This window comes from Rhizobium sp. BK196 (genome assembly GCF_014193255.1).
Taxonomy (GTDB): domain Bacteria; phylum Pseudomonadota; class Alphaproteobacteria; order Rhizobiales; family Rhizobiaceae; genus Rhizobium.
On the sequence record NZ_JACHZB010000006.1, the window covers coordinates 68777 to 85456 of the forward strand.

The window sequence follows — 16680 nt, forward strand, 5'->3', positions numbered from 1 at the left end:
GCTGGACCGGAACCAGCCCCAACTAGGCCGTAAAGTCACGACCGCGTTTGAACGTCTCCATTGGTGGAGCGAAGGCCTCAACCGCCATCGCGGTTATCGGTCCTATACCTGGCATGGTCTGAAGGCGACGTGTTTCCACCCCGCGTTGGGCCTCGCTACGAAGCACCTTCTCAATATCTGTGATCTTTCGGCTCAATTGCTCGATTTGCTCAAGATAGAGGTTGCCGATGTCACGCACCAAACCGGGTAGCGATTGACTGGCGTCAGCGATTGCGACGGCCAACGTCCTCAAGTGTGTTGGACCCTGCGGCGCAACAACACCGTGCTCGGCAAGATGCCCACGCAAAGCATTGATCAGTTGTCTGCGCTGCCTGACAAGAAGATCACGCGTGCGGAAGACCGCTGACCTGGCTTGTTGCTCCTCGGTTTTGACGGTAACGAAGCGCATGGTGGGCCGAGATGCGGCCTCAGCGATAGCCTCCGCATCGGCCGTGTCGTCCTTTTGGCGCTTTACATATGGCTTGACGTAGGTCGGAGGGATCAGCCGCACGTCATGGCCGAGACCACCGATGGCACGACCCCAATCGTGTGCGCTCGCACAAGCTTCCATTGCAACTATGCAGCTCGGTTGGGTGGAGAGAAACGGAAGAAGCTGAGCCCGCGTCAATCTCTTCCGGAATGCGACACCGCCGTCGGCGCGAGCGCCATAGGCATGGAAGACGCGCTTCGCCAAATCGATACCAATGATGGTGACGTTGTCCATATCAATCCTCCGAGTGTGACATTGCCAATCTGCGACAGAGGCGGGAGGGGCATCCACTCCATCAATTTCTGAGAGAGTGGAGCCGATATGAGCAAGACAACGAACAAATTTTCACCTGAAGTCCGCGGCCGAGCAGTGCGGATGGTTTTGGATCACCAAGGCGAATATTCCTCGCGATGGGCAGCGGCTTCCTCGATCGCCGCCAGATCGGCTGCACGGCGCAGACGCTCTGCGGAAGTGGACGATGGTTCCCGACCTGGACTCCCAAGCGAAGTGGCCGAGAAGATGAAGGCTCTGGAGCGGGAGAACCGCGAGCGTCGGCAGGCCAATGAGATACTGCGCAAAGCTTTCGCTATTTCGCGATGGCGGAGCTCGACCGCCCCTTGAAGCGATGATCTCCTTCATCGACGAACACCGGTCGGTATGCGGGGCCGAGCCGATCTGCAGGTTGCTGCCGATTGCCCCGTCAACCCACTACGAGAACGTTGCCAAACGCCTGGACGCAGACCGGTTGTCGGTCCGCGCCCGTCGTGACATCGCTATGAAGATCGAGATACGCCGGGTGTTCAATGAGAACTTCCAGGACTATGGCGTGCGCAAGGTCTGGCGACAGTTGCAACGAGAGGGCTTCGACATCGCCCGCTGCACCGTCGCTCGGCTTATGGGGGCAAGGGGTCTTCAGGGCATCATTCGGGGCAAGCCGATCCGCACGACGATCAGCGACAAGGCCGCTCCATGCCCGCTCGACCGCGTGAACCGGCAGTTCTTTGCTCCCGCGCCGAACATGCTGTGGCTTTCCGATTTCACCTATGTGGCGACCTGGCAGGGCTTCGTCTACGTGGCCTTCGTCATCGATGCCTTTGCACGCCGTATTGTCGGTTGGCGGGCAAGCCGGACCGCTCATGCGGGTTTCGTCCTCGACGCTTTGGATCAGGCGCTTCATGAGCGGCGTCCCGTTCATGGCGGTGGCCTCGTCCATCACAGCGATCGCGGTGTCCAATACGTGTCGATCAAATATTCGGAGCGACTGGCCGAGGCGGGAATTGAGCCATCCGGGCGACAGCGACGACAACGCTCTCGCTGAGACCATCAACGGCATCTACAAGGCCGAGGTCATTCACCGGCGCGGACCATGGCGCAGCTTCGAAGCGGTGGAATTCGCTACTCTCGAATGGGTGGACTGGTTCAACCATCGGCGGCTTCTGGAGCCCATCGGAAACATCCCGCCAGCCGAAACCGAGGAGCATTATTACGCCATGCTGGACGAACCAGCATGGCAGCATAACTTAAACCAAACAGCCTCCCGCAAACCCGGCGCGGTTCAGCCCGAAATTGGTTCTGGAGGGCTGTACGCAGATCCTGGTAATCCATGCTGTAGGCAATTCCGACATTATTATATTGTTCGCCTATGTGGATCATCAGCCGGGACAAGCGCAATGCTTTTCGTGGGTCGCGGGTCTGTAGCGACAGCTTGATGTCAGATAGTAGTTTCTGTGGATGAATTTCACGGGGAAGGGGCCAGCGCAGATAGAATACGCTTCAGAATATAGGTGGGATTTTGCAAGCAAATGTCTCACTTGAATGGCTCACTGACCAAACTCAAGGTGCAAGACTTTGATTTTAAACGGAATGGTGGGCGATGAGAGACTCGAACTCCCGACATCCTCGGTGTAAACGAGGCGCTCTACCAACTGAGCTAATCGCCCTCGATGCTCTGTGTCATCGTTCGGTGCAGCGTCTCTAGCGATATTAAGAAAGAACCGCAAGCCTCTTTTTGAGTTTCTGTGAAATTTGCTTTTGGGCGCCGCTCTTCCCCATGGACGGCATTCTCTGTAGAGGTGCGGTTGAAAAAAATCGGAGCGAAAATGACGACGCGAGAGCAGCGGCTGGCCCTTCGGCAGAGCACCCCCCGTACCTTTCTGGATTACGCCCACACAGAGGAAGCAAAGTTGCTTCCCGACCGCGTTAAGCTTCTCGACAATTTGCCAAAAGGCGGGGTGGTGGCTGAGTTGGGGGTTGCCGAAGGCGCCTTTAGCGAAGATATCATTGCACGCAATCAGCCGCAGCGGCTCTACCTCATCGATCCCTGGAATATGGACAGATACTCGGAAGGCCTTGAAATCATCAATAGCAAATTTGGGCGCGAGATCGCTGAAGGCAGCGTTGTGATTCGGCAGGGCACGTCGCTTGATATGCTATCTCAGTTTGATGATGAGACCTTCGATTGGATTTACGTTGATACCGATCACTCCTTTGCGCTGACATGGGACGAACTGCTGCTAGCCAACCGAAAGGTGAAGCAGGATGGCAGGATCGCCGGGCATGATTTCTGTACGGGTAACACGGTCAAGCCCGTCGTCTACGGGGTTGTTGAAGCGGTCAATAAATTCTGTGTCGAATATGGCTGGCGCTTCGAATTTCTGACACTCGAGCCAGATGCGCACTTCTCCTACTGTCTCAAACGCATTGGCGCGTCGTGATAGCCGCCAGCCGCTTATGTATCGATCGTGCCCAATTCCCGCTCGGCTTCCAGATACCACTCGACGAAAGCCCTAGCACCCTTTTCCAAAGGGGTGTTCGGCTGGTAGCCCGTCAGAGCCAAAAGAAGATCGGGGCTTGCGAAAGTGCGCGGCACATCGCCCTTTTGCATGGGAAGCATTATGCGCTTTGCCTTGTGCCCCATCGCGTTCTCAACGTTTTGGACGAAATCCATGAGGCTGACCGGTTGCCCACCGCCAATATTGACGACGCGAAAGGGCGCCTGGTGCGAGAGCGTTTCGATACTTGTGTCAGTGACGCGGTTGGTTTCTGACGGAATGACGTCCGACAACCGTACCAGGGCTTCAACCAGATCGTCGATGTAGGTGAAATCGCGGCTCATGTTGCCTTGGCCATATATCTCGATTGGCTTGTCCTCGATCATGTTCTTGACGAACTTGAAGAGCGCCATGTCAGGTCGGCCCCACGGGCCGTAGACGGTGAAGAAGCGGAAGGCTGTTGTTGGGGTCTTATAGAGATGGGAATAGCTGTGCGCCATCACCTCCATCGACTTTTTGCTGGCTGCATAGAAACTCAGTGGCTCGTCGGCACGGTCGGTTTCGCGGAAGGGAACTAAGGTATTAGCGCCATAGATCGAAGAGGTCGAGGCAAGCATGAGATGTCGCAGTTCAATGCGGCTGGCCAGCTCCAGAATGTTCCAGGAACCCTCGATGTTCGAACGCAGATAGGCTTGAGGATTTTCGATGCTGTAGCGCACGCCGGCTTGCGCTGCCAGATGAATGAGAACCTCTGGCTTCGCAGAAGAAACGGCTGCTTCCAGTGCTGCCTTGTCTTCGAGCATGGCAATGACGGGGCGGAAGGCAGGGTATTGGGCCAGCGCCGCATGGCGCATCTCCTTCAGCCTGACATTGTAGTAGGGTGTCAGGCCGTCGAATCCTGTTACCTCATGCCCTTCCTGCAACAGCCGGCGAGCCAGATGGAAGCCGATGAAGCCTGCCGTTCCTGTAATGAAGTAGCGCATTTCTACCCTTCTCTCGGTCTCCTGCCGGTGGCAAAGTAACCGAATCCGTATTCGATCGCTCCACTTACCGGATAGATGCTCCTGAGATCAACAAAGACCCGTATCTTCGGGTTTTCAAGCAATCGAATCGCACTGCCAGTGCCGCCTCGGGTACAGGCTCGCGCTCGGGACAAGACGTCCGGAACATAGGTTAAGCGACCGCTCAAACGGGTGGGCGTCAATCTTCAGCCGCATTCGGCGACTTTTAGATAAGAGCCTGAACCGGCGTTCCTTACAGACCGTTGCGACTATTGTCAGTAAGACTTTCACGCTCGAGGAGCCAAGCCAATTCCTCTGCGCTGATTGCATATTTCTGCGATTAGGCGCCTCAAACACCGAAATTGTGACGGCGTGAGTGTGCTTCATCGCTTGAGCACCCAGACGGTCTTGCCGTTCTGCGAGGCTTCGATGCCGGTTTTCGTGCGGGTCAGTTGAAGGCATTTTTCAGCGTCTCCCGGCCGCGCCGTTATGCAAATTCCGCCTGGAGCTGCCCTCCATGTCGGGCTTATGCTGACCAGGCTGTCGCTGATCGTTCCACCGCCATCCGGACGGAACACGAGGATGTTCGAGGCTTTTCGTTTGACGACAACCATTTCCCAGGGCTTGCCGTCGGCGATGACGCTGGAAAGAGGTTCTTCCGCTCGTGCCGGTGCGCCGGCAAAAACCCCAACGACGATCAGTGGCATGAGAACTCGGCAAGGGGAGCGGTCGCGTAGCAATCGGGCTGTGCGCATTTGCATGTTCCTTCGGATGAATATGACCTCTATTGGCAGGTCGCGATGAGGAGCAAAATTGAGTTCGACGAACGTGGCCACGCCTTTCCGCCGATGGTGATGTTGTCGCGATATTCTCCAACGCGCTCGGCGATGTCATCACCAGAGTTGTTTCGATTTGTTAAGGGCGCCGCGCCATATAATCGTCGCATGGCCGTCACCCGACGCAATCATACAGCATCTCTGCGGTAGCGCGGGTCGGCACGATCGCCGCGTACTGGAATATGCCACCTGTCGTTTTAACATCGTCACAGAGCAAGCCGCTCCGAAACCAATATGAGCATCACGATCGGACCGCCGAGAAGCGCACCGAAGAGGATCGTCGCGAAAAACAGGTCTGCGAGCACGCGAAGCATGGTCTTTCGCGTCATGGCTGCACACTGAGCCGTCTTGCTGGTTTGAACCACACCTGACTCGGTTCCGCGTCGGGCACTCGTACATGGACTGTGCAGACATGGACGATCCTTCGGCTATTTCTGAGGATGACGATGATCAGCCGTCGCCTGGTGCCGGGCGTGTCGCATGCCGCATCGAGAATCACGACGGCAATTTGAATGGATCCGATAACCACCAGCACTACAGCTGGTCCTGCCGTCCTTCTTAAAGCCATAGCTCTGTTCCTAAATTAGGGCAGGGGAGCTCGTGCCCGCCTGTTCCAGATTGAATGGCTTTTCACTTGGGCTCCGACAATTGCGGAAGCATGACCGAAGTTTCTTTTCTGCATGTCACGTTGCGGCAATACAAAAGGGACAGATGGGCCGCATGGAGCGCATGAATGGATAGGACATGAAGCTTTTATTGATTGAAGATGAGCCGGAACTCGCAGACGCGCTTGCGGCCGCATTGAGCAAACATGCAATCTTGACCGATCACACGAGCCGTCTTGCCGACGCTCATGAACTCACCCTTCAGAACGAATATGACGCTATTCTTTTGGACCGGCGCCTGTCTGACGGCGAAGGTCTCGATTTCATCCCTAAGCTCCGACGTGCAGGAAAAAACACGCCGATTATCGTGCTGACGGCGCGAAACCAGCCCATGGAGCGGGTCGAGGGATTGAATGTCGGCGCCGACGACTACCTCGGAAAGCCGTTCCTCGTCGAAGAATTGCTGGCTCGCGTACGGGCTCTGCTGAGGCGTCCGGCTGCCCTGCCTGAACAGACTTTGACGATCGGCCGGCTGCTGATTGATCCGGTCCATCTCACGGTCATGATCGGCTCATCGCGCCTGGACATCCCGAGGCGCGAGCTCCTGGTCCTGCAGGCGCTCGCCAAGCGCAAAGGCAGGGCCGTCTTGCGCTCGATGCTCGAGGAAGCCGTCTACAATTACGAGGAAGAGATCCAGTCGAATGCCATCGATGCGCACATCTCGCGGCTGCGCAAGAGGTTGGCTGCTGCTGGTGCCGGCGTCGGAATTCATAATATTCGCGGTGTCGGCTATCTTCTGAAGGAGGAATGATGCATGTGGTAAAACGATCCCGTTCATCGCTTTGGTGGAAACTGAGCTGGCAACTCAGTCTGGTCATCATCACAGTCATTACGGGCGTCATCATCGGCCTGTCGGTCTATGCGACAATGGTGCTTTCTCCGAATGTCGCGATCGAACGCCAGTTGCGTTTCGCCGTGGCGGAGGCGGTGGTGCGCGACGCACAAGGACACTTGCAGCTTCGTCAAACGCGGCAATTGCAGACGCTCCAGGAAGAGAATGCCGCCCTCTGGTTCGTGGCAGCAACGCCGGATGGGACCTCCGTGTCTCATGGCGTCGTTCCTGCGCCCTATGCAGCACTTGCACCCCTGGCGCACCTGTTTCACTCGGCAGATATCCGCGGCGCAAAGGGCATCAGCGAGATCGCCTCGGTCGAACATGTTGAGACGGGGGTTGGCGAGGTGCGGGTACTCTTCGGCGGAGCCGCTGGCCACGGCTGGCCGGCGCTCGCCATCTTCAAGGACGCCTATCCGATTTACGGCTCGCTCTTCATCTTTGCGCTGCCGGCTATTTTTCTCGCAGTCCCGCGCATCGTCCGGCACGCGCTGTTAAAGGTCAGGGACGTGGCGAAAAAGGCCTCGGAGATCGAGCCGCGGCGCCATGGCGTGCGTCTGCCGGTCGACCAGATACCGAGTGAGGTTGCGCCGCTCGTGGTTGCGTTCAACGGCACGCTCGAGCGGCTCGAGACTGAATTTCACAAACGCCGGCGTTTTCTGATCGATGCGGCCCACGAGCTCAGAACGCCGATTGCCATCATGCAGACCCGCATCGACGGCATGAGCGATGGCCCGGAACGGAGCCGGTTGCTAGGCGATGTCGCCCGCCTTGGAGAAACGGCCGAGCAGCTTCTTGATTTCGAGCGGCATCATCAGGCCGTTGACATGGATGAAACCGTTGATCTTGTCGACCTCGCGCGGTCGGTGGTCGCAGATCTTGCGGCTTTGGCGCTGGGGTCGGGATATCTGATTTCCTTCGACAGCGACGTGAAAAGCCTTCAACGCAAGGGCAACGCTCCCTCCTTGGACAGGGCGATCCGGAATCTCATCCGCAATGCCATCGACCACGGCAACGGCAAAGGAATGATCGAGGTCGTGGTGTCGTCGAGCGGCGAGGTGACCGTCGCCGACGAAGGCCCGGGCATTGCCTTGGAACACCAGGAGCTTGTTTTCGAGCCGTTTTACCGTGTGGTTCCGAAAAGCCGGGGTGCCGGTCTGGGGCTCAGTCTTGTCAAGCAAATCGCCGAAAACCACGGCGGAAAGGTCGGCATCGAAAGCGGTCCGTCCGGAACAAGAGTATCGATCCAGCTTTAAGATGGTACAAGCGCTAGCCCGTGTAATTCTGTGGCAACGGTTGGCTCCGAGTGTCCGGTCATCGTTATGACCGGAGGCCAACGAGCAACATGCCAAGCAATTCGCATTCACATCGTCGATTTTTCAACCAGCCGCTTTTCAAGCGTCCGTCTAGGTCGTCGCTCCTGGGACTTATTGCCCTACTGATAACGGCAGGCGTTTGCGGATGCGCTGCCGTGCCGCTCAGGGAGGCTGGAACGCTCGCTTCCTACAAGAACCTCGGTCCGCCGAAGGGCACGCTTGCCAAGAAGCGGCTCTATGTCGACGGACAGCAGTTGGCACGGGTAAAAACCATCGCCATCGTCCCGACTGTCTTTTCCTTCAGTGCTGCGTCCAAAATCAAGACCGAAGCGGATCGGTCCCTGGTTTCCAATGCTCTGGATCGGGCGCTTTGCGTGGCGCTGAGCGACAAATACCAGATGGTCCCGGCCGGCCAGCCGGCGGATCTGACCGTTCGCTCGGTTGTCGCCGACATCGTTCCGACCAACAAGGCCGTTGCCGGGGTCGCGACCGTCGTCAGCGTTGGTTCGGGCTTCGCCCTGCCTGTGAGCGTACCGCGCCTGCCCTTCGGCCTTGGCGGCCTGGCGATCGAAGCGGAAGCCGTCGATGCCACGGGAATGCAAAATGCCGCCATGCTGTGGTCGCGTGGCGCAAACTCCATTCAGGACAATCCCCGCGTTTCCGAGGTCGGGGACGCCTATGGTCTCGCGGCGAAATTTGCCGGCGACTTCTCAAGAGTGCTGATCGCCGGAAAGGAGCCGAAAGGACTGAACCTTTCGCTTCCGTCGCGGCAGCGCGCCCGCTCCTGGCTCGGCGGAAAACCGAAATATGCTGCCTGTGATGCGTTCGGCCGCGCACCCGGTCTGCTTGGCGTGCTCGCCTCGAAGTACGGTGCTCCGCCGCAGTGGACGGAAAGGAAGTCAAAGCCTGCAATGACGCATTGACCGAAGTGCCAGCCAAGGCGCCATCCAGCCGCTCCGCGAAGGATTGAAAGAGGCGCCAAGGAGATCGACCAGCCTCGCTGGTCCAGGGCGGGCGGAGACAGTGCCGGAACCCCGCGGCATTACTCTGCCCGCCTGCACTTTACCTGGAGCGTCAGATCCTGATGATCTCGCCGAATGGCGACTTGCCTCCGTTGACAAGTGCTCGATCCATCCACGAAGACGTCGCAGGGAACGACCCGATGCAACATTCTTTCCTTTGTATGGAGACATTGTATTCTGATGTCGCAGACACACTTCGACTTGAGGAAAAAGTATGCGTGTCGACCATTCTAAAATTCGTTCGAGGACAGGATCTGGCCTGGCCGGTTCGCCGAGCGACCTGAAGCGTCAGGTCATGACATGCCGGAACGGTCGGCGCCATCTGAGGTGCACGGCGCTCAGCATGATCATTGTTGCCGCGTCATCTTTGAGCTCGCCGGCATCCGCCGCCAATGTTCTCGAACGGTCGATTGCGGCAGCCCAGCCCTGCAAGCCTTTGAAGGTCAGACAATCGGTTTTGGGCGTCAAGGTCGAATTGGGCATCGACAAACTCGACTTCGTCAAGATCGAAACGCTTGAAATCCGGGTTGACGGAGATTTGGCCGAGGCAAGCGCACTCGGCACGCTCGCCTGCAGGACGTCGGACGATGCCCCCCTCCAGGGCGGCTTTTCGGCGAAGGCTCGAATTCACCTGCAGGCAAATCTTGCCACCTGCGTCATGAACGCAAGTTCGATCGATATCGTCTCGGCAGGGGGCGAGTTCGGCGACGTCGTCACGACGTTCGAACCCCAGATTTCGGCCGCTCTTCGCAACGGCGTGGAGAAGGCGCTGAAGAAGCTCTGCGCGAGCTGAATCGGGGCGTATTGGCGAAACAGTGATCGGCTGCAGGCTGGCGACTTCCCGTTCGGTTGGTGTCGCAGCCGCGCGGGGTCGTCAACGGAGATAGTGGATGTGCGGCCGTGCGTGATAGGGTGACGCTTCGACGCGCGCATCCACCGAGAATACATCCCTGAGGACCTCTTGCGTCAAGACTTCGGCCGGTGTGCCGGACGCAACGATCTTGCCGCTTTGCATGACGATCAGCTCGTCGCAAAACATCGCCGCATGGTTGAGGTCGTGCAGGGCAATGATGCTGGTGACCGGCAGACCGGAGACGAGCCGCATCAGGCTGATCTGGTGCTGGATATCGAGATGGTTGGTCGGTTCGTCGAGGATCAGTTCTTTCGGCGACTGCGCTAGAGCTCTTGCGATATGGGCGCGTTGCTTCTCGCCACCGGACAGGCTCTGCCAGCGATCATGTCGCTTGCCGGTCATGCCGGCCCGCTTCAACGCTTCCTCAACCGCCTGATCGTCGGCGAGCGTCCAGCCGGAAAACATCGAGCGGTGCGGAAAGCGCCCGAGCTTGACGACATCAACGACCTTTAGATCGGCGTTTGTCGTCGCATGCTGTTCCACGAAGGCGACGCGCTGCGCCATCGTGCGACGTCCGATCGTCCTTATGTCCTTCAAATCGATCGAGATGCGCCCGGAACTGGGTTGTTTCAGGCCGGCGAGAAGTCGCAGCAGCGACGTCTTGCCGGAGCCGTTCGGGCCAAGAAGGCCAAGCATCTTTCCCGGGCGCGCTTCGAAGGAGACGCCATCAAGGATGGTCTTCCCGCCAATTTTCCAGACGAGGTTTTCGGCTTTGATGCTCATGACGGGCGCTGGAACCGGTAGAGAATGACGGAGAAGAAGGGGACGCCAACCAGTGCCGTGACGACGCCGATTGGAAGGACCTGCTGGGGAATGAGCGCACGCGAGGCAATGTCGGCAAGCACCATGAAGATTGCGCCGGCAACGGCGCAGGCTGGGAGAAGCCGGATATGGAGCGGCCCGACGACGAAGCGCGCCGCATGCGGCACGACGAGACCGACGAAGCCGATCGAGCCGACCATGCTGACGATCGTAGCCGTCATCATTGCTGTCAGTGCAAACAGCACGATTCGGACCCTGCCGACATTGACACCGAGAGATGCGGCCGCCTCGTCACCGAAGGCAAAAGCATCCAGAACCCTTGCATAGGCCAGGCAGACGACAAGTCCGAAGCCGACGATGCCGGAAACCAGCATAAATTCGGGCCAGCGCACGCCGCCGAAACTGCCGAGCAGCCAGAACATGACGTCGCGAGCCTGCTGCGCATTGCCTGATGTCGTGACCACGTAGGATGTGGCGGCGTTGAAGAGCTGCGAAGCGGCAACGCCGGCGAGAATGGTCCGGTCGGCACCGCCACGCGTGCCGTTGGACAAGAGGGCCACGAAAAAGAAGGCCGCAAATGCGCCGGCAAAAGCCCCCGCCGACAACGACACCGCGCCTGCACCAACGCCGAGAATGACGATGGCGACCGCGCCGGTGGATGCGCCGGCGGAGATACCAAGCACATAGGGTTCGGCAAGCGGGTTACGAAGCAGCGATTGCATGATCGCACCCGAAAGCGCCAGTCCCGCACCGCAGAAAGCTGCCACGAGCGCGCGGCTGAGCCGATAATCCCAGATCACGGTCTCGTGGATCCGGTTGAGTTCCACCGCAGTCCATCCCAGCCTGTTGGTGACGGCGGCAAACGTCGTGGTCAGCGGGATCGGCAGGTCGCCGATCCCGACACTGATGCCGACGACGAGGCCGACCGCCACAAGGGAGGCCAACAGGAGGGCGCCGAAGGGGGCAGCCTGTTGGAGGAAGCGGTTTGCGGCGGTCACTTGGTCAGGCCGAGCGCTTTCAGTTGTTCAGCCACCTGTTCGGCGCCGTAGATCGTGCGGATCGTCGGGTTCATGGCCTGGCCATCCATGACGACGATCGCTTTGTTCTTGACTGCCGGCATCTGGCTGACGGCCGGGTCGCTGTTTAAGAATTTGATCTTGGCTTCCGGCTTGTCGAGTTCCCAGCGGTTACGGTCGAGACTGGCCACGACGATGACATCAGGATTGGCAGCGATGATGCTTTCCCACCCGAGCGTCGGCCATTCGGCATCCGCGGTAATGGCATTCTTGCCGCCGAGGAGATCGGCGATGAAGCCGGATGCGCCGTTCTTGCCGCCGAGATAGGCGTCTGCGGAAGGCGACTGGCTGGAGAACCAAAAGACGTAGGAAAGTTGCTTGCCGTCCGTGGACACGTTGGCGCGCAATGCCGCCTCGCGCTTCTTGAAGTCGGCGATAAGCGCCTGGCCACGATCGGCGACGTCGAAAATCTGCGAAAGCTCGTCGATCTCCTGATAAAGTAGATCCATGTTCCAGAGCCGGTCGCGGCTGCCGTACTGATCCTTGACCTTTTCGGTGCTGAGGCAGGTGCTCGGCGAAATGTAGCTTGGCACGCCGACCTTGTCGAAGTCCTCGCGCTTGGCGACCTTGCTCGTCGGCCCGATCAGGCTTGGCAAGGCCGCTGCCACGAAATCCGGGTTCTGCGCCAGAATCGACTCGAAGGTCGGAAATTCGACGGACAGAAGCTTGACCTTCGCGTTGGCTTCGGCGAGCTCAGGTAAAACCTTGCTCGGCCAGAATGCGGTACCGGCCATTTTGTCTTCCAGGCCGAGAAGCAGCATGATCTCCGCGCTGTTCTGGCCAAGTCCGATGGCTCGCACCGGAGCCCTGGCGATGGTGATCTTCGCGCCGCAATTATCGAGCGTCAGCGGATATTTGGTTGGTGCCGACAATGCCGGCGTAGCGATCAGGCCGAGTACGGCGACAAGCCCGGAAACCGCAAGGGACTTGAAAACGTTCATGAAAACTTCCTGTTCTTCGAGAACCCGATATCGGGATTCCAAGGTCGCAGGCGGTATAACCCGCTCCTGAGAAAAAACAAGAGTAACTTAGTCACCTTTGATCGCAGCAGATGTTGCTCGCATTCTCAGCGGGAACTGCGAGCCGATCAGCGACTTCATTGCGTTACAATCGAAGCGAGGGCTTGGCGGACGACTTTCGGGGGATCAGGGTCGGAGCCGAAACGCGGATCCGGTCCTCCGCCGAAACAGCACCACTCGTCAACAGATCTAAGGCATTCGATGCGATCTGCTCAAAGGGGACGCGCAACGTCGTCAGCGGCGTCGCAAGATGACTGACGATCGGGATATCGTTATATCCAACGACCGAAACATCGTCGGGTACGGAAATCCCAAGGCGCGAAAGACCGGAAAGAGCTCCGATCGCCGTGTTGTCGTTCACAGCAAAAATCGCCGTAGGACGATCCTCCAGGCGCATGAGCTGCTCGGCCGCATTCGCGCCGGTATCGATCCCGAAGGTCGACGGAATGATACAGTCCGGACGGAACGGGACCCCTGCCTCTTCCAGGGCCTGCCTGTAGCCTTCGACGCGTCCGAGCGCGCTGGAGGCATATGAAGGACCGGCGATCACGCCGATACGACGGTGACCAAGGTCCAGGAGGTGGCGTGTCGCGAGATAACCACCGAGCCGATCGTCGCCAATCGAAGAAAGGCTCCGTCCGTCGGTGCGCAGAGCCAGGACAAGCGGCACGCCGCGGGCCACCAGCTCATCAGGAAAGTCATCGTCTTCGCGCGCGGTCGAGAGGATCAATCCATCGACGCCACGCTTTAGAAGTGACTCGGCAGCAAGTCGATCGGCTTTGGGCTTGTCATCGGTCGTCGCGACAATGGCAAAGCGACCGCTTTTGCTGCACGCTTTCGCTAGGGCCTCGTAGAGCATGGCCATGACCGTATCGGTTAGCCGGGGCACGATCACGCCGACTGTCATCGTGTTGCCACGTCTCAGGCTCGCAGCTGAGACATCTCGGACATAACCCAGGTCTTCCGCAATCCTGCGAACGCGGCGCGAGGTCTCGTTGTCGGACCGGGGAAGCCGCTCGTCGAGGATGCGTGATACTGTCGATTTCGAAACGCCGGCGGCCGAGGCAACATCAAGGATGGTCACCCGTGTCTGGCGGTTGCCGTCGTCGGCCTTTGAATCCATTTCAGTTTTTCCCGTCTGCAGCGTTCTCGCGATTGAGACTTCAAGCATGCATTAAAAAAAACGTTGACTCCAGCAAAATCGGAAACGATAGTGGGAACGTTCCCATTAACGATCCCATCGCTGATCGCATAGGCGGACAGCGGCTATCCAGGAGGAGATACCCCGATGCAAGCAATGGATTTGAGAGGCCTGAGCCCGGCGCCCGTTACCGCTTTCACCCGCGACGGGGAGGTCGACTACGCGGCCAATGCCCGTATCGCCAAGTGGCTTGCAGGTATGGACGGCGTGAAAAGCCTCGTCATTCTTGGCCATGCAGGCGAAGGTACGTTCCTGACCGAGGAAGAGCGTCTGAAGCTCATCCGCACTTACGTTGAAGCGGTCAATGGTCAACTCCCCATCATTGCAGGTATCACCGGTGAGGGCACCAAGGTCGCCGCCGAAGAAGCCAGGAAGTGCAAGGCTGCCGGTGCGACCGGCGCGCTCGTCTACCCGAACCACGGCTGGCTGCGTTTCGGGTTTCAAAAAGGCGCACCGCAGGATCGCTACAAGGCGATTTGGCAGGAATCAGGCTTGCAGTGCATCCTGTTCCAGTATCCGGATGCCACAAAGGCTTCCTACGATATCGACACACAGCTTGCGATTGCGACCCAAGACGGGGTCGTTGCCACCAAGAACGGCGTCCGCAATATGAAGCGCTGGTACGTCGAGATTCCGCAACTCAAGAAGGCCAACCCGAACCTGCAGGTCCTCAGTTGCCATGACGAGTGGCTGCTGCCGACCATGTTCGACGTTGACGGCCTGCTTGTCGGTTACGGCAATATTGCACCGGAGCTTCTGATCGACCTGATCAAGGCAGGAAAGGCGCAAAACTATCCCCAAGCCCGGCAGATCTTTGAACGCCTCCTTCCGGTCACCCGTGCCGTCTATCACCGTGGCTCCCACATGGAAGGTACCGTGGCCCTGAAGCTCGGGCTCGTCCATCGGGGTGTGCTTGACCACGCCACCATCCGTGAGCCGCTGAAGAACCTGGGCGAAAAGGCAGAGGCCGAAATCTTCGCCGCCTTCGAGGCCGCGGGCATCGGTCGGGTCGACCAGTTAATCGCCGCGGAGTGACTGAGAACGCCCCCGTCGCTCATACGGGGGCGTCTTCTTAGGGGAGGGAAATTGCGGTCGCATCCGGAAGTGAGGCGCCGCCGCAGTCGCACGGTCTGTTAGGCCGTGGATACTTCGCCAACGAGAGAGCCGTTCCTTCTGGATCCATGGCCATTCCAAAAGGATCCCGAAGTGAGCCATCCAACGTGTAGGTTAAAAGCCAGGCCGGGAGAGGGCCGGGCGCAGGGAGGAAAAACATGAATATGGAGCAGCGAATAGCCGGACCGTCACCGGTTGTGGATCCGCAGGCTGAAATCAGCGCCAGACTTGAACGGTTGCCGGTGACCCGGGAGGTCTTCTGGGCCAGAAACATCGTCGGTGCGGCGACATTCTTCGACGGCTACACCGTCATCGCCATCGCCTATGCCATGCCGGTTCTTGTCCGCGAATGGGGTTTGAGCCCAGGGCAGACGGGAATGATCCTGTCGATGGGTTACCTCGGACAATTGATCGGCGCGGTCTGCTTTGGCTGGCTCGCTGAGCGGATCGGCCGTCTGAAAGTGCTGCTGTTTACGATCCTGCTATTCGTCAGCATGGACATCGCATGCCTCTTTGCAGCCGGCGCCGGCATGATGATGGCATTTCGCTTCGTTCAAGGCATCGGGACCGGCGGCGAAGTCCCGGTCGCGAGTGCCTACATTAACGAACTGATCGGCTCGAAGGGGCGCGGCCGCTTTTTCCTCTTGTATGAGGTCATGTTCCTGCTCGGGCTCGTCGGCGCGGGCCTGATCGGCTACTTCATGGTCCCAGTCTACGGCTGGAAGGCGATGTTTGTCGTCGGCCTGGTCCCTGCGATCCTCATGATCCCGCTCCGCTGGTTCCTCCAAGAATCACCCCGCTGGCTAGTCGCCAACGGCCGTTATGAGGAAGCAGACCGTATTGTCACCAAATTGGAGAACAGCGCTCGTGCCGGCGGCAAGGAACTGCCGGAGCTGAAAGTCATAGCCGCTCCTATCCGCCGCATATCCGACTGGCGCGAACTGTTCCAGGGCATTTACCTGAAGCGCACGCTGTCGATCTGGGCCATGTGGTTCTGCGCCTATATGGTCGCCAATGGCACAATCACCTGGCTTCCGACACTCTATCGCCAGACGTTCAACCTGCCGCTTGAAACCAGTATTTTCTACGGCTTCGTCACCTCGGTCGGTGGCGTGATTGCAGCCGTTATCTGCGCCCTGCTCATCGACAAAGTCGGCCGCAAACGCTGGTATACAGGCGCCCTTTTGATCGCGCCGATCCCGCTCGTCATCCTCGCCTGGCTGGGTGCGACGTCGGCAATCCAGGTTCTCATCCTCGCCGGTCTCGCCTACGCCATCGTCCAGACCGTAACCTTCTCGCTCTACCTCTATTCGGCGGAGATCTATCCGACCCGCCTTCGTGCCATTGGCACAGGTACGGGCAGCGCCTGGCTGCGTCTCGGGTCCTCTGCCGGTCCTATCGCGGTCGGTTGGGTCATGTCATCGATGGGCATCCAGTATGTCTTCGGCGCCTTCGCAGCAATCCTGCTGGTCGGCGCCCTGGTGACGGCACTCTTTGCGGTCGAAACCAAGGGGCGCGTTCTGGAGGAATTGTCCCCGTAATATCCACCGTCCGCGTTCACGCAACCGGCCGAACTCTCGACACGACGCGACGTCTCTTCGCTGCAGTTCTTTGCCAGTCTCAG

At 58.8% G+C, this 16680-nt stretch carries 14 protein-coding genes, 1 tRNA gene, 2 pseudogenes and 1 other annotated feature; of the genes and pseudogenes, 8 read left to right on the forward strand and 9 right to left on the reverse strand.

The window, feature by feature from the left end:
- Window positions 1-25: 25 nt before the first annotated feature.
- A pseudogene (locus tag FHT78_RS19790) lies at window positions 26-763 on the reverse strand (IS110 family transposase); the annotation flags it as partial.
- 87 nt (window positions 764-850) lie between these two features.
- Here FHT78_RS19790 and FHT78_RS19795 point away from each other — a divergent pair.
- A pseudogene (locus FHT78_RS19795) lies at window positions 851-2019 on the forward strand (IS3 family transposase); the annotation flags it as partial.
- Window positions 1114-1229 (forward strand) — a sequence feature (AL1L pseudoknot). It overlaps the preceding pseudogene by 116 nt.
- Before the next feature lie 374 nt (window positions 2020-2393).
- On the opposite strand, the gene FHT78_RS19800 reads toward FHT78_RS19795, so the two are convergent.
- A tRNA-Val gene (locus FHT78_RS19800) sits at window positions 2394-2469 on the reverse strand.
- Between the two features lie 159 nt (window positions 2470-2628).
- Between FHT78_RS19800 and FHT78_RS19805 the strand changes: the two genes are divergently transcribed.
- The gene (locus FHT78_RS19805; protein ID WP_183747771.1) at window positions 2629-3243 is read left to right on the forward strand and encodes a class I SAM-dependent methyltransferase; all 615 of its coding nucleotides are present in this window, start codon (window positions 2629-2631) and stop codon (window positions 3241-3243) included.
- Window positions 3244-3257: 14 nt separating this feature from the next.
- Here the strand turns inward: FHT78_RS19805 and FHT78_RS19810 are convergent, their stop codons facing one another.
- The 3 genes from FHT78_RS19810 to FHT78_RS29690 all read right to left on the reverse strand — a co-directional run bounded on the left by FHT78_RS19810 (window position 3258) and on the right by FHT78_RS29690 (window position 5466).
- Window positions 3258-4283 (reverse strand): NAD-dependent epimerase/dehydratase family protein, encoded by a 1026-nt coding sequence (locus tag FHT78_RS19810; RefSeq protein ID WP_183747774.1) that lies wholly within the window; start codon window positions 4281-4283, stop codon window positions 3258-3260.
- A 401-nt stretch (window positions 4284-4684) separates the two neighbouring features.
- Window positions 4685-5008: a hypothetical protein gene (locus tag FHT78_RS19815; protein WP_246715379.1), complete on the reverse strand. Its 324-nt coding sequence runs from the start codon at window positions 5006-5008 to the stop codon at window positions 4685-4687.
- Window positions 5009-5343: 335 nt separating this feature from the next.
- Entirely contained in the window at window positions 5344-5466 is a 123-nt protein-coding gene (locus FHT78_RS29690; RefSeq protein ID WP_281412873.1) for a hypothetical protein, read from the reverse strand.
- Between the two features lie 415 nt (window positions 5467-5881).
- Here FHT78_RS29690 and FHT78_RS19820 point away from each other — a divergent pair, with 415 nt between their 5' ends.
- From FHT78_RS19820 to FHT78_RS19835, 4 genes are all read left to right on the forward strand, one after another.
- Window positions 5882-6553 (forward strand): response regulator transcription factor, encoded by a 672-nt coding sequence (locus FHT78_RS19820; RefSeq protein ID WP_183747779.1) that lies wholly within the window; start codon window positions 5882-5884, stop codon window positions 6551-6553.
- Window positions 6550-7890 (forward strand): HAMP domain-containing sensor histidine kinase, encoded by a 1341-nt coding sequence (locus FHT78_RS19825; RefSeq protein WP_183747782.1) that lies wholly within the window; start codon window positions 6550-6552, stop codon window positions 7888-7890. Before FHT78_RS19820 ends, FHT78_RS19825 begins: the two co-directional genes overlap by 4 nt.
- 89 nt (window positions 7891-7979) lie before the next feature.
- Window positions 7980-8873, forward strand: coding sequence for a DUF3313 domain-containing protein (locus FHT78_RS19830; protein WP_183747787.1), 894 nt, complete (start codon window positions 7980-7982; stop codon window positions 8871-8873).
- Window positions 8874-9315: 442 nt separating this feature from the next.
- Window positions 9316-9765: a hypothetical protein gene (locus FHT78_RS19835; protein WP_246715381.1), complete on the forward strand. Its 450-nt coding sequence runs from the start codon at window positions 9316-9318 to the stop codon at window positions 9763-9765.
- 81 nt (window positions 9766-9846) lie between these two features.
- Here the strand turns inward: FHT78_RS19835 and FHT78_RS19840 are convergent, their stop codons facing one another.
- The 4 genes from FHT78_RS19840 to FHT78_RS19855 all read right to left on the reverse strand — a co-directional run bounded on the left by FHT78_RS19840 (window position 9847) and on the right by FHT78_RS19855 (window position 13865).
- Complete coding sequence (locus tag FHT78_RS19840) at window positions 9847-10608, reverse strand: ABC transporter ATP-binding protein (RefSeq protein WP_183747793.1); 762 nt, start codon at window positions 10606-10608, stop codon at window positions 9847-9849.
- Entirely contained in the window at window positions 10605-11645 is a 1041-nt protein-coding gene (locus FHT78_RS19845; protein ID WP_183747796.1) for an iron ABC transporter permease, read from the reverse strand. The genes FHT78_RS19840 and FHT78_RS19845 overlap by 4 nt, the downstream gene beginning before the upstream one ends.
- Window positions 11642-12664 (reverse strand): ABC transporter substrate-binding protein, encoded by a 1023-nt coding sequence (locus FHT78_RS19850; RefSeq protein ID WP_183747798.1) that lies wholly within the window; start codon window positions 12662-12664, stop codon window positions 11642-11644. Before FHT78_RS19850 ends, FHT78_RS19845 begins: the two co-directional genes overlap by 4 nt.
- A gap of 163 nt (window positions 12665-12827) precedes the next feature.
- Window positions 12828-13865 (reverse strand): LacI family DNA-binding transcriptional regulator, encoded by a 1038-nt coding sequence (locus tag FHT78_RS19855; protein ID WP_183747801.1) that lies wholly within the window; start codon window positions 13863-13865, stop codon window positions 12828-12830.
- Window positions 13866-14030: 165 nt separating this feature from the next.
- Between FHT78_RS19855 and FHT78_RS19860 the strand changes: the two genes are divergently transcribed.
- Window positions 14031-14978: a dihydrodipicolinate synthase family protein gene (locus FHT78_RS19860; RefSeq protein WP_183747805.1), complete on the forward strand. Its 948-nt coding sequence runs from the start codon at window positions 14031-14033 to the stop codon at window positions 14976-14978.
- Window positions 14979-15214: 236 nt separating this feature from the next.
- Window positions 15215-16597, forward strand: a complete 1383-nt coding sequence (locus tag FHT78_RS19865; RefSeq protein WP_183747808.1) for an MFS transporter — start codon at window positions 15215-15217, stop codon at window positions 16595-16597.
- The last annotated feature ends 83 nt before the right edge of the window (window positions 16598-16680 follow it).

Coding starts and splice junctions, on each gene's coding strand:
- FHT78_RS19805 (WP_183747771.1), top strand. CDS start 2,629: ATGACGACGCGAGAGCAGCGGCTGGCCCTTCGGCAGAGCACCCCCCGT.
- FHT78_RS19810 (WP_183747774.1), bottom strand. CDS start 4,283: ATGCGCTACTTCATTACAGGAACGGCAGGCTTCATCGGCTTCCATCTG.
- FHT78_RS19815 (WP_246715379.1), bottom strand. CDS start 5,008: ATGCCACTGATCGTCGTTGGGGTTTTTGCCGGCGCACCGGCACGAGCG.
- FHT78_RS29690 (WP_281412873.1), bottom strand. CDS start 5,466: ATGACGCGAAAGACCATGCTTCGCGTGCTCGCAGACCTGTTTTTCGCG.
- FHT78_RS19820 (WP_183747779.1), top strand. CDS start 5,882: ATGAAGCTTTTATTGATTGAAGATGAGCCGGAACTCGCAGACGCGCTT.
- FHT78_RS19825 (WP_183747782.1), top strand. CDS start 6,550: ATGATGCATGTGGTAAAACGATCCCGTTCATCGCTTTGGTGGAAACTG.
- FHT78_RS19830 (WP_183747787.1), top strand. CDS start 7,980: ATGCCAAGCAATTCGCATTCACATCGTCGATTTTTCAACCAGCCGCTT.
- FHT78_RS19835 (WP_246715381.1), top strand. CDS start 9,316: ATGATCATTGTTGCCGCGTCATCTTTGAGCTCGCCGGCATCCGCCGCC.
- FHT78_RS19840 (WP_183747793.1), bottom strand. CDS start 10,608: ATGAGCATCAAAGCCGAAAACCTCGTCTGGAAAATTGGCGGGAAGACC.
- FHT78_RS19850 (WP_183747798.1), bottom strand. CDS start 12,664: ATGAACGTTTTCAAGTCCCTTGCGGTTTCCGGGCTTGTCGCCGTACTC.
- FHT78_RS19855 (WP_183747801.1), bottom strand. CDS start 13,865: ATGGATTCAAAGGCCGACGACGGCAACCGCCAGACACGGGTGACCATC.
- FHT78_RS19860 (WP_183747805.1), top strand. CDS start 14,031: ATGCAAGCAATGGATTTGAGAGGCCTGAGCCCGGCGCCCGTTACCGCT.
- FHT78_RS19865 (WP_183747808.1), top strand. CDS start 15,215: ATGAATATGGAGCAGCGAATAGCCGGACCGTCACCGGTTGTGGATCCG.